Below are 12,373 nucleotides of genomic sequence, written 5' to 3' on the forward strand. Positions count from 1 at the left end.
GCTTCCTTTTTATGTCTCTACTTCCCATCGATTCTTATCAAAATGCATTCCACGATCAAATCGGCAGTTCTCACCTCGTAGTCGAAGCAGAAACCGGATCGGGCAAATCAACACGTTTACCGGTGTGGGCGTCTCAGCATGGGCGAGTACTTGTGGTAGAGCCAAGACGAATCGCCTGTACGTCATTAGCTAAATACCTCGCACAGCAATCGGGTGAGAAGTTGGGTAGCAAGGTCGGCTACGCCATTAAGCTTGAATCTGAATATAGCGAGCAAACCGATGTGGTTTTTGTGGCTCCCGGAATCGCATTGCGTTGGTTATCTGAAGATGGACTTGCTAGTTTCGATGTCATTGTGGTGGATGAATTTCACGAGAGGCGCTGGGATATTGATCTGCTGGTGGCGATTCTGAAACAAAAAGCGAGTCATCGTTTGGTGATCACTTCTGCCACCATTGAAGGTGAGCGCCTTGCTCACTATCTGAATGCGAATCGAATAAGCTGTGAAGGCCGAACTTATCAAGTTGCTATTGAAAATAGGGCGAATGAATCAAGAGTATTACCCGATATTCGACATCTAGAGCAACGTATTGCTGAAGAAGTGAATCACCAACTGATCGCTTCTCGTGGCGATATTTTGGTTTTCCTGCCGGGTAAAAAAGAGATCGTGCATTGTGAGCAAACCTTGGCAAAGAATCCAGATATCCAAGTTGTTAAATTGCATGCATCAGTGAGTGATAAAGAACGAGGTTTAGCGCTCTCTGGTCGTAATATCGATACTAAAAATGACGGCGACAGTTTACGAAAAGTCATTTTGGCGACCAACGTTGCTGAAACCTCACTAACTATACCCGACATAGGTGTGGTGATAGATTCAGGGTTAGAAAGACGCACCGTTCAACGAAACGGAAGAACGACACTGATGCTTAAATCGATATCACGAGCGAGTGCCAAGCAACGAGCTGGCCGCGCGGGTAGGGTGATGGATGGTGTCTGTGTTCGTCTATATGGCGAGCATGCGGCGTTAGAATTAGTCACACCACCTGAACTGCAACGTGAAGAATTAACAGAACCTATGTTGGCCGCGGCATGTTGTGGTGCTCCGCTTGAGAGCTTGTCCTTCCTTGACCCTATTCCAGAGAAGTCATTAAATAGCGCGACTCAAACCTTGCTTACGATGGAGGCGATTAATACCGACCATCAAATTACCGAGCATGGAAAGAAACTTTACCCGCTGCCAATTGATGCCTTGTATGCCGATATTGTTACTCGAATTAAAAACAAAGCATTAAAAGAGGCGATGGTGGATCTCACGGCAGCGCTTTCAGTTCCGGCTCGTCTATACCAATTACCTAATAATGCAGACCATTTGGAAGCACTCGCTCAACAAGAGAAAGAAGGATGTGATTTATCCCTGTTAATTCAGATTGTACGCGGTCGTGATTATCCACATTTAGAAATAGATAAGCAGGCATTGAATGAAGCTCAAGGGTTGGCGACGCAAATGCGTGAGGTGTTTGAGCTTCCTCAGTTAGAAGTCGCGTCACGTTTCCAACGCATTGAACTGCTTAAGACTATTGTTAATTTACATCCTGAGCTCGTGTTTGTGCGCCGACTGAAGAGGAAAGAAGCCTTTGCCAACGGGATGTTAGAAGTAGTACTCGGTCGCCAGAATCGTTTCCCTGACAATGCGCAAGCTATGTTGGTGTTGGACACTCACAGCTTACCGGGTCGTGGTGTGAAGCAAACACTGATCTTAGCTACGACCACTGCGCCTATTCCTTTAGAACTCGTTGTTGAAGCAGATTTGGGTGAATGGCAGCAAAGTGAAACCGTGGTCAATGACGAGGGCGTGTTTACTGAAATGGCATTGGTGTACGCTGGCCGCACGATTACGACTAAGCTGGTAGCGGCAGAAGGACCGTTGTCTTTAAAGCCTATCGTTGATCTCGTGGTAAGCGGTGCTCAGCTTCCTGGTTTTGCAGAGGCCCGTACTCAAGAGATTAAGCATTGGCAGCTTTACGTCAAACTCGGGCTAGATGAGCAGACTCAATTTACACCAGAGATCGAGCAATTGAGCTTTGAACTATGGCTTATAGAACAACTGGAAGTGTTAGGCGTGACGGATGTCAGCGAGCTGGAAATGTTTGAACATAACGACATTCCCTTTGATGGTATACCTGCTTGGCTGTATAACGAGTTCTCAGAAAAATATCCGTTTTCATTGTGCCTTGCCGACTTGCAGCTTGAGGTGGAATACTTGACTGGAAGGAAGCTGATTTACGTGCATTATCAATCGGGTAGTCGGAAGTTATCACCAAAACGCTGGGAGTTGCCTACATGGTCTGGATGGCGTATTCAGTACAAAAAAGCGAGCCGAATAATTGATATAAAATAGATGGATAAGTTTTATCTCTAAAATATTAATCAAATAGGCGCATATATTATTTTTCAGTGCTTATTATGTTACGGTTTTGATTTTTATATGCCTTTTTAACCAATCAAAAGGTCATAAAAGACTATTCTTCTATATCCTATTGCTATAAAGAAAAAGTTGATAGATATTGAGTATATTGTGTTGCCAAAGTGTCGGGGGACATCATGGATAAACAGGAAGAGACGCGTGTAGAGTTCGATTACACAACATTTCTTGGCGCCTCATGCAGTAAAAAGTGGACTTTTCTGGAAGCTCTTACCACAATTGCGCCAGTGTTCAGTACCGTCTGGCGAGATAGCATCAAAGAGTTGGGCACCCCAGAAGATCGTTTATGGCAGATGGCATTGAAATCAATGTCTACACGTAAAAGCGATGAATCAAATATTGTTACCTTGCTTAAACTTGCCAAACTAGAAGGGATCAACGAACTCAAAGTTGTGATGCCTTATTCTCTTGAAGAAGAGCAGATCGAATATATCGAATCACGTAGTCACTTAATGATTGCGGGAAATACTGGAGAAGAGCTTACCATTAAGCTTTAGCGACCAGTTTCAGCCATCAGTTTTAACCTACACTAAAAGTGTTCGGCAACTTATCAACAGACATAAAAAGGGCCTCAATGTTGAGGCCCTTTTTGTATCCAAGCTGTATTAGTCATCTAGCGTAATTAATCGATCAGTCCGTAGTCGGCACGTAATACATCGATGATCTCTTGCTTAGGGTTTTCACTCAGTACTATCTCTGCACCGGTGATTTTCGCTGCGATATCAAGGTAAGTACGAGAAAGAGACATCAATGCATCCAAAGGAAGTTCATTGTCACGAGCTAGAGCTTCACGTTCTGGCATACGCTCTTTGTTCAACAGAATGTCTGCATCAGGGAAGTAGTTAAGTAAGAACTGACGGAAACCTTCTTTTGAGTTCTCGACGATGTTGCCTTTGTTGTATTCTTGAGTATCCCAAATACGAGATGAATCAGGTGTACCGACCTCATCCATATAGATAAGCTTTTCTTTACCTTGAGCATCGTTTACATAACCGAACTCAAATTTAGTATCAACAAAGATTTGATCGACGTTTGCGAGTGCTTGGCTAATTACGTTGAAGCCTTCTTTTAGAAGTTTTTCGTAATGCGTAATGTCACTGGCTTGAGTAAAGTTGAACGCAGCGAAGTTGTCTTCGATGTTGTTACGTGTGATGTTCACATCGTCAGCTTCTGGTACGCCAGGGATGCCTTTCAAAATCCCTTTTGTTGAAGGTGTGATCAGCAGTTCAGGTAGCTTCTTGTCTTTCTCTAGGCCTTCAGGCATCTCGATGCCGCAGAATTCACGTTCGCCGTTTGCGTATGCACGCCACATTGAACCTGTGATGTATTGACGACAAATCGCTTCAATCATTACTGGACGAGCTTTTTGAACAATCCATACGAATGGGTGAGGGATATCAAGAATATGACTGTCAGCAAGCCCGTTGTCTTTAAACAATTTGAACCAGTGATTAGAGATAGCATTCAGAGCTGCTCCTTTCCCCGGAACACCTTTAAGATTCCCTTCACCGCGCCAGATACAATCAAACGCAGAGATACGGTCACTGATCACCATGATGGCTAAAGGCGCATCCGGTGCTACGTCGTAGCCTTTGTCTTTAATTAGTCGTTGGCTATCTTCTTCAGTTAACCAGTAGACTGAGCGAACTTTGCCGCTGTGGACAGGTTTGTCAGTACGGATTGGTAGGTCATCATTTACGGCAAGAACTTGATCAGCAAGGCTCATTTAGACATTCCTATCTTTTATCAAACGTCATACAGAGAAGTGCGGTGTGCACATGATTAGACGGGCATTATACCCAATCTAGTCTTTGCTTCCAGAGAAAAAGCAATCGATTGCTAAATCTATTAATCAAATAAAAACCCCCCGCCTAACGACCCGCTTAAAAATTGGCGAATTGTAGGGCAGGGGAAGGCAGTCTATTGGCTGTGTTTTGGAGCTATGTTATCGAGCTATGTTTGTTAGCTAAATTGTTAAGCGAGGTGGCTTAGTGAATGCGTTCTGAATTGTCATCGATGAAGAACACTTCGCATTGAAAGCGTTGTCCTAACATTCTTAGATACTGTTGGCTGAATGAGTCGATAGAAGCACTTGCAACGATTGCGCTCGCATTCTTAGAGCGAATAGCTTTCTCGACTGTTTCTACTTCAGTCATTTGGTGAGAGGCTTTCATATGAATAACGCGGTCACAGCAAACATTATGTTGCTTCAGCTGCTTAGCGGATGGTCTCGGTGTTTGAGCCGTAAACAGTAACCACTGATGTTGATTGGACAGCAACGCCATTCTAGCGAACAACGCTTCCTCGTTTGAATTTTTGCTTTTACGAGAAACTGATGTAAATACGCAGTGAACTAGCGGGCTAGAGTGTTGGGCTTTAACGTGTGCTTGAATCATTTTGCTGTCCTTATATACATGCTGTATGTGTATACAGTAGTTTTAGTTGCTTATAAGATCAAGCATTTTTTGCGGGATTATTGGACGATTTTGTCTGAAGTTATAGGTGTGATGTTGTTAAGTTGTTGAAATTATTTAATAAATTAAATTCGAATGAATTTGTTGTTTTGTCTCATAATTTGAAAAAATGTGAGCTTTATACAGGTGTATACAGTGGTTTTGACAGAAAAATACTGTATACGCCTATATAGAAGAGAGAAGAGAGAAGAGAAAATCTAAAACCACAGACACAAAAAAAGCGCCTCAGGCGCTTTCTTATATTTCAATGTTGTTGCTTATCTTAATGTGGCTTGGGAGAGTTTTGTTCTCATCTCCATTTCACCAATATTGAACTGGCGAACATCAATGGTTGCAATGTCATTGCACTCTTTACATGCATGATGACACTTACCATCTAGGTAATCGTGCTTTTTAACTAGGCTTGGCTTTTTGCACCAATCACAAACGCCTTCTACTGTGAACATATTTTCTCCTCACCTGTATACGTCAGGTGTATTTTCGGCGCAAATTATGACATAAGTAAGCCCCATTAGTTAATAGTTTGTTACCTGTTTTTGAGAAGGGGATCGATTGCAACACTAATAAAATCGATATATTTGCGAATTGGAAAGCCAAAGGTGTGTGGTTGTTTACGGTTTTGTAACATTTTGTAAGATGGTTTTTAGCGCATTGTTCAAACGTTTCATTTCTTCGTCATATCCATGACCATCCGGATGATAGATCTTAGAGAGCTGCTTGTATCGGGTTTTGATATTTTTTTGATCAGGAATCGAGCTTGGCGTGTAGCCGAATAACGCGCAGGCTACCTGCAAGTCATTCAGACCTTTGCTGTTTTTTTGTTTTTTTAATTCGTTGTAAATGGTTTGAAGCTGACGCTTTTGTTGCTTAATGGTCAAATCTTTCGAGCTAATCTGTGCTTCAAGTGTCTGTTTTTGCTGACCCAATTCACCCGATTTCAAAGTCAGTCTTTTTTTAGATATGACCAGCGTCATGATGATACTGGCAATTGAAATCAACAGGGCCAAGGCTACACCAATCAGATAGTCCGAATGCGTTAGGTTAGAACGGATAGCCGCCTTTTTAGAGGACTGAACTGTGCTAGCTTCAGCATTGACGTTGTCATTAAGCTGCTCAATTGAAGAGATCTGCTTTGCACGTTGTTGATTAAATTGTTCTTCTAGAATGCGATTGTAGCCCTCTTCTGCGTCAGAATTGTCTTTCAAAGCAGCTTCATACCATAGCTGTGCGGCATCTAATGGCTGAAGGAGATCTTCATCAAGTGAGGACTCATAGATCTTAGCCGCCTCAAAGGGGGCGCGCTTGTTGCCTTGCAGTGCCGCTTTGATGAACCATTCTAAAGCGAGCTTGCTATCTTGCTCTATTCTTGTTCCTGCCAAGTACCATTCGCCAAGTCTAAATTGTGCATCTGGATTGCCATTGTCCGCTGATTGCGAGTACCAATAGAATGCGTCGTCGATATTTTGAGGCACATTAATTCCCAGCTCATACGCTTGAGCTAATTGATACTGAGAAGCTGGGTCTTGAGGTTGTGAGTTCAATGAGAGTTGAGCATGAGCTAAATTTGGGGCGATCAGTGTTAGGGCTAGAAATAAAGTTCTAAGAAGTGACGATGACCAGAAGTTGGATAAGATAAGCAAAAGATAAGTCTCGTAAAAAAGCCCAGTGCTGATGTATCAGTATGAATACGCTATGTGGCTGAGTGTTAAGTCGCAACGCTTAAAATAAACCATACGACTGACAAGCAACTATATAGTGGTTAATTCAATAGATAAAGGTTACTGGGCTTTAATCGTGCTACTTAAGCGGCAAGATTTGAATTTCTACGCGACGGTTACAAGCACGACCTTGAGACGTGTTGTTGTCACATAGAGGGTAACGTTCGCCGTTACCACGAGCGATGGCACGGCCTGCAGCGACATCTTGAGAAATCAAGAATGCGCGAACCGATTCAGCACGACGCTCGGAAAGAATTTGGTTAGTTGATTCACTGCCAGTGCTGTCTGTATGGCCGTCGATCACGAGGCTTGTGTCAGGGTATTCAACTAAGATACGAGCAACACCGCGTAGTGTGTTGTGAATGCTTGATTCTAAAGCGTAAGAGCCCGAATCAAAACCGATCCCATTTTCTAGGCGAAGCAGGAGTTGGTTCTCACCAACACGTTCCACTTGAACGCCAGAGTTCATGAGCTCTTCACGAAGTGCAGCTTCTTGTTGGTCGAAGTAGTAACCAATACCACCACCGACAGCCGCGCCACCTGCAGCGCCGATCAATGCACGCTTGTGGCGATCTTTAGAGTCGTCACCTGTTGCAACACCAGCTACTGCACCAGCGATAGCACCAATTAGAGCACCTTGAGTTGCAGAGTTCGTCTCAGATTCACCCGTTGTCGCATTTTGGCGTTGAGTTGCCTGACACCCCGTTAAAGCGACAGTGAGCGCTAGGGCTAAAGTGATTTTTTTCAACGTATTTCTCCATCATGTACTTCTGTCAAACCTATGGGTAACGAATGACAAGCATAGTCCTGTAAATATTAATAATGGTTTTATCAATACGTTGAAGCAATGTAAAGCGGCTCTATGATTTTGTTATCTTTTTAGCAGCCTGGGCCCCGGAAACTGGTCTATTAACAGACAATTTACGACCTTTCTTCAAGCCAACTTCATAATCAGCGGTGAGGTTTTTCATCGCTTCTCTTAATTGTTGCTTGAAGGTCTCACGGTCGATATTTTTGAATTCTTTATCGATGTAGTTATTGATCTTGTTGTTTGATTCATCGTCTGGAGTAATGGTTGGTAGCTTTTCCAGTGCGCCTTCAACCCAACCAGAGACAAATGAATTCACACGACGTGTCACTTCAAGCGACCCTGTTCCAGAACCAGCAAAGCTATTTCTGAATTGGCCTGTATGTTCATTTAGCTCGCGATAAATAATATCGAATGCGAATGCAGCAAAGATAGCGCGATCCGCTTCACCTATAAACTCCACTCGTTTAAGGCCTTTGTGATTCAATAACACCGCCTCTACGCCAAACTTGGTGTTAATACCGCGAATAACACGCAGCAGTGTAGAACTGATATTTGCAGGTAGCAGGTGAGAGGATTGAGTCTTTCCCATCTTGATAAATTCAATATCGTCTTTTTCGAGACCATATTTCAGCATCAAGTTATGCGCCATTTTTATCGCATTGGCAGCTTCATTGACGTTCGCAGAATTTCCAAGCTCAAGACACTTGGCAATTTTCTTTAGGGCTTTTTTCTTATCCATCGACTACTTAATCATTACCGCAAATTTTTAAAAGTCCGACATTTTACATGTTTTGGCGGTTAACAGCAAAGTCAAAAGTCATTTGTCGGTGTGTGGCCATCCGCTATTAAGGAGGGTAAAGGCGGCTTTTGAAGAATACAAAAACGCCATCAAGTGTATTGATGGCGATAGTGACCCGATTTTCTGGATTAACTAGTACTTTCGCAAACTAGATACCAAGTTCATCGAGTAGATCCGCTGCAGAATCATTGCCTGAGTTTTGTGCTGGCTTGTTGGTTTCTTGCATTTTCTTCTGAGTCGCCTCAAGAATGCTATCTGGGCACTCGTCTTCAGTGATTTCAAATTCTTCTAATTGGATGAATTCCGTCTTATCCATTGCAAGCTCAAGATAGAAGATGTTGTTGTTTGCAGTCGAGAAGGTCACACGACGGGCTTGTGGACGATCGAGGTTGGTATCAACAGAAAGGTTTACTTGTTTATTCAGTGCCAGCATTTTCGGTTGGTTCTGCGTGATGTTAGTTTGCAGTTCCTTACGGATTTTGTTGGTGAAATCACCGACAAGTTGGTTCATCAGCTCGCCCAATACATCACCCACTTCGTCTGAAGTATGCAGTACCGCCAGTTCGTCTTCAGGCATGCCCATATTACGCATGTAGTTGGTATAGATCTCTAACGCGGCTTTCGACGTAAAATTGATGACAACAAGACCAGAAAAGCCACCGTCAAATAAGACGAAACAACCAAAGTCTGGCTTCAGACTTGTCTTGTTGATCTTTTGAACCATAGCTGAATAGGACACCTGAGAAGCCGTCGCTGAAGTGAGTACGCTTGAGACTGATTGGCATAGCTTAAGAAGAATATCTTCAGTTGTGACTGTTTTGTTTTTTTTCATTGTGATGTGCTCATGGAGATGTCTTAAACAAAATGTTATTCAGTATATTGTGACTGAATTAAGACGAAAGTGACTATTTCTCCATTCTTGCACTGAGATTCTGATTTGATCACCTTTTTATATGATCTTAATAGTAGTAAAGTGACGAAATTCAAAGAAAATTATTAAAAATCTCAGATAACCCAATGCTGATAGGATCAGCGAAGTAGGGGCAGGAAGCAAATGTTACCAAGACTTCAACTCAATGCTGATGTCGATCCAGTTGTCGTACGCTTTTTAGATGAACTAAAAACAGCGGGCTTTACTGGCGACATTGAATCTCAATATTCTAGCCGTTTGGCTGTGGCGACTGATAACAGTGTTTATCAACAGTTGCCGCAAGCGGTCATCCTTCCCAAGACAACAAACGATGTTGTGTTGATCGGTAAAGTGGGTGCTAAATCCACTTACGAGCGTGTGACCTTTTCCCCTCGTGGCGGTGGTACCGGAACCAACGGACAATCTTTAACAAAAGGTGTCGTGGTTGACCTATCGCGTTACATGAATCAAGTTCTTGAGATAAACGAAAAAGAAGGCTGGGTCAGAGTTCAGTCTGGTATCGTTAAAGATCAATTAAATGATGCTGTACGCCCCTATGGTTACTTTTTCTCGCCAGACCTTTCTACCAGTAATCGAGCAACTTTAGGTGGCATGATCAACACCGATGCGTCTGGCCAAGGGTCGTTGAAGTACGGAAAAACGTCAGATCATGTATTGTCATTGCAAGCGGTGTTTGCGGATGGCTCATGTCTTGAATCTGATTTATCACATGGCTTACCTACTGAAGGTGAGTTTGCCCATCATGCACTTGCCGTTACTGAAGCCGTGTGTCGAGATAAGCGTGCTCAGATCCTCAATAAATTCCCTCCGTTAAACCGCTTCCTTACGGGTTACGACCTGAAGAACGCGATTAGCGAACAAGATGATAGCTTTGATCTTACACGTGTACTGTGTGGCGCAGAGGGCTCATTAGCATTTATTACGGAAGCAAAATTAAACCTAACGAAGATTCCAAAAGCGCGGACATTGGTTAACGTGAAATACAATACGTTTGATTCAGCGCTGCGTAATGCTCCGTTCATGGTAGAAGCGAAAGCGTTGTCTGTAGAAACGGTAGATTCAAGAGTATTGAACCTAGCGAAGCAAGATATCGTTTGGCACACCGTGAGCGACCTGCTGATGGATGTTCCAGATAAAGAGATGCTTGGCATCAACATGGTTGAGTTTGCAGGTCAAGATGAAGCGGAAGTTGAACAACAAGTTCAAGCGCTGACTGCACAGCTTGAAAGTATGGTAGAAACCGAAGAAGCGGGTGTGATTGGCTTCCAAGTGTGCAGCGACTTAGCGAGCATAGGTCGAATCTACAACATGCGTAAAAAAGCGGTGGGTCTATTAGGTGCGGCGAAAGGCCGAGCTAAACCGGTCGCTTTTGCTGAAGATACCTGTGTTCCACCGGAAAACTTGGCGGACTTCATCTCTGAATTTAGAGTGCTGCTCGATTCAAAAGAGCTGAACTACGGCATGTTTGGTCACGTTGATGCGGGCGTATTACACGTTCGTCCGGCACTTGATCTGTGTGACCCGATGCAAGAAGCACTGATGCACGAAGTCTCTGATGAAGTGGTTAAGCTGGTGGCGAAATACGGCGGCTTGATGTGGGGTGAACACGGTAAAGGTTTCCGTTCTGAATATGGGCCAGACTTTTTTGGTGAAGAGCTGTTTACTGAGTTAAGACGTGTTAAAGCAGCGTTTGACCCGCACAACAAGATGAACCCAGGCAAGATCTGTACGCCATTAGAAAGCGACGCTGAATTGGTGAAAGTCACCGATACCAAGCGTGGCTTCTACGACCGCCAGATCGACGTACAAGTTCGTGATAGCTTCAAACAAGCCATGGAATGTAATGGTAACGGCTTGTGCTTCAACTACGATACTAGCTCGCCAATGTGCCCTTCGATGAAAGTCACGGCTGACCGTCGTCATTCACCAAAAGGCCGTGCAGGTTTAGTAAGAGAGTGGTTGCGTCAGCTAACGGAACAAGGCGTCGATATTCTCGATTTAGAGCAAGAAGCGCTGAAGGACAATACTCCGGTCAAAACCATGGTGGAACGTGTTCGCAATACAATGAACAAACGCCATGAATATGATTTTTCTCATGAAGTTCACGAAGCGATGAATGGTTGTCTCGCATGTAAAGCGTGTGCGAGCCAGTGTCCGATTAAAGTTGATGTTCCGAGCTTCCGTTCTCGATTCTTAAACATTTATTACTCACGTTACCAACGCCCTGCAAAAGACTACTTAGTCGCTAACATTGAAACCATGCTGCCGCTAATGGCGAAAGCGCCAAAGGTTGTTAATGCTGCCTTGGGTCAAAAGTGGATACAAACCGCAACAGCGAAAACGGTTGGTTATGTTGATGCACCACTGATGTCGGTGCCTACACTTAAAAATCGCCTAGCGAGCAAAGAGCTGCAACTGTTCGATCTTCAATATCTAGAAGGGCTCTCTTCTGAGCAGAAGAAACAGCACGTGTTGATCGTTCAAGACCCGTTTACTAGCTTCTATGATGCAGAAGTTGTTGAAGACTTCGTTACTCTGGCTCAAAAGCTTGGTAAAACCCCTGTGTTACTGCCATTCAAGCCGAATGGTAAAGCACTGCATATCAAAGGCTTCTTAAGCCGTTTTGCTCGTGAAGCTAAATCGACCTCTGATTTCTTGTCGATGGTGGCTGATATCGGCATTCCTTTAGTGGGTGTCGACCCTGCACTAGTGCTTTGCTACCGTGATGAATATGTCGAGATCTTAGCTGATAAACGTGGTGATTTTGATGTACTGACAGTCCATGAATGGTTACTGCCATCGTTAGGTGATTTTGAAGCGCGCTCTGCAAGTGAAGAAGTTTGGTACTTGTTTGCTCACTGTACTGAGAAAACCAAAATGCCGAACGCAGAAAAAGAGTGGGGCACTATTTTCAAGCACTTTGGTGCTGCGTTAACCAGTGTTCCTGTCGGCTGTTGTGGTATGGCGGGTACTTTTGGCCACGAAGTGGATAAGCTACAAATGTCGAAAGACATATACGGTTTAAGCTGGAAGCCTCAAATGCAGGACTTACCAAAAGATCGTTGCTTGGTGACAGGTTATTCCTGCCGCAGCCAAGTGAAGCGTTTTGAGGGTGAGAAGCTTGCCCACCCATTACAGGCGCTTGCCAAAATTCTTTAAA

Annotated in this window: 10 protein-coding genes; 3 read left to right on the plus strand and 7 right to left on the minus strand. The window is 43.8% G+C overall.

The features are described from left to right. Positions 1-11 precede the first annotated feature (11 nt). Together OCW38_RS06130 and OCW38_RS06135 are read left to right on the plus strand one after the other, a co-directional pair. Positions 12-2,396: a helicase-related protein gene (locus OCW38_RS06130; RefSeq protein WP_261895429.1), complete on the plus strand. Its 2,385-nt coding sequence runs from the start codon at positions 12-14 to the stop codon at positions 2,394-2,396. Positions 2,397-2,599: 203 nt separating this feature from the next. Continuing rightward, a complete protein-coding gene (locus OCW38_RS06135) occupies positions 2,600-2,977 on the plus strand; it encodes a hypothetical protein (protein WP_010438222.1) in 378 nt (125 codons plus the stop codon). Between the two features lie 125 nt (positions 2,978-3,102). Here OCW38_RS06135 and OCW38_RS06140 read toward each other — a convergent pair whose 3' ends face one another. From OCW38_RS06140 to OCW38_RS06170, 7 genes are all read right to left on the minus strand, one after another. Then, positions 3,103-4,206, minus strand: a complete 1,104-nt coding sequence (locus tag OCW38_RS06140) for a phosphoribosylaminoimidazolesuccinocarboxamide synthase (protein WP_010438225.1) — start codon at positions 4,204-4,206, stop codon at positions 3,103-3,105. Positions 4,207-4,468: 262 nt separating this feature from the next. Further along, entirely contained in the window at positions 4,469-4,876 is a 408-nt protein-coding gene (locus OCW38_RS06145) for a SulA-like leucine-rich domain-containing protein (protein WP_010438229.1), read from the minus strand. 335 nt (positions 4,877-5,211) lie between these two features. After that, positions 5,212-5,400: a hypothetical protein gene (locus OCW38_RS06150; RefSeq protein ID WP_010438232.1), complete on the minus strand. Its 189-nt coding sequence runs from the start codon at positions 5,398-5,400 to the stop codon at positions 5,212-5,214. A 165-nt stretch (positions 5,401-5,565) separates the two neighbouring features. After that, on the minus strand, positions 5,566-6,594 hold the full coding sequence (locus OCW38_RS06155; RefSeq protein WP_261895433.1) for a J domain-containing protein: 1,029 nt from the start codon (positions 6,592-6,594) through the stop codon (positions 5,566-5,568). 157 nt (positions 6,595-6,751) lie between these two features. Beyond that, positions 6,752-7,420 (minus strand): OmpA family protein, encoded by a 669-nt coding sequence (locus OCW38_RS06160; protein ID WP_261895435.1) that lies wholly within the window; start codon positions 7,418-7,420, stop codon positions 6,752-6,754. A 112-nt stretch (positions 7,421-7,532) separates the two neighbouring features. Continuing rightward, entirely contained in the window at positions 7,533-8,222 is a 690-nt protein-coding gene (locus tag OCW38_RS06165) for a DUF2786 domain-containing protein (RefSeq protein ID WP_261895437.1), read from the minus strand. Between the two features lie 208 nt (positions 8,223-8,430). Then, positions 8,431-9,114, minus strand: coding sequence for a DUF3334 family protein (locus tag OCW38_RS06170; protein ID WP_010438244.1), 684 nt, complete (start codon positions 9,112-9,114; stop codon positions 8,431-8,433). Between the two features lie 222 nt (positions 9,115-9,336). Here OCW38_RS06170 and ydiJ point away from each other — a divergent pair, with 222 nt between their 5' ends. Then, on the plus strand, positions 9,337-12,372 hold the full coding sequence (gene ydiJ, locus OCW38_RS06175) for a D-2-hydroxyglutarate dehydrogenase YdiJ (protein WP_010438247.1): 3,036 nt from the start codon (positions 9,337-9,339) through the stop codon (positions 12,370-12,372). Position 12,373: the final 1 nt, after the last annotated feature.

Origin of the sequence: Vibrio cyclitrophicus, assembly GCF_024347435.1 — a bacterium.
GTDB classification, from domain to species: domain Bacteria; phylum Pseudomonadota; class Gammaproteobacteria; order Enterobacterales; family Vibrionaceae; genus Vibrio; species Vibrio cyclitrophicus.

What these genes read in the sequence shown, in the direction of transcription:
- OCW38_RS06130 (WP_261895429.1), top strand. Translation starts at nt 12, where the DNA reads ATGTCTCTACTTCCCATCGATTCTTATCAAAATGCATTCCACGATCAA.
- OCW38_RS06150 (WP_010438232.1), bottom strand. Translation starts at nt 5,400, where the DNA reads ATGTTCACAGTAGAAGGCGTTTGTGATTGGTGCAAAAAGCCAAGCCTA.
- OCW38_RS06135 (WP_010438222.1), top strand. Translation starts at nt 2,600, where the DNA reads ATGGATAAACAGGAAGAGACGCGTGTAGAGTTCGATTACACAACATTT.
- OCW38_RS06145 (WP_010438229.1), bottom strand. Translation starts at nt 4,876, where the DNA reads ATGATTCAAGCACACGTTAAAGCCCAACACTCTAGCCCGCTAGTTCAC.
- OCW38_RS06170 (WP_010438244.1), bottom strand. Translation starts at nt 9,114, where the DNA reads ATGAAAAAAAACAAAACAGTCACAACTGAAGATATTCTTCTTAAGCTA.
- ydiJ (WP_010438247.1), top strand. Translation starts at nt 9,337, where the DNA reads ATGTTACCAAGACTTCAACTCAATGCTGATGTCGATCCAGTTGTCGTA.
- OCW38_RS06140 (WP_010438225.1), bottom strand. Translation starts at nt 4,206, where the DNA reads ATGAGCCTTGCTGATCAAGTTCTTGCCGTAAATGATGACCTACCAATC.
- OCW38_RS06165 (WP_261895437.1), bottom strand. Translation starts at nt 8,222, where the DNA reads ATGGATAAGAAAAAAGCCCTAAAGAAAATTGCCAAGTGTCTTGAGCTT.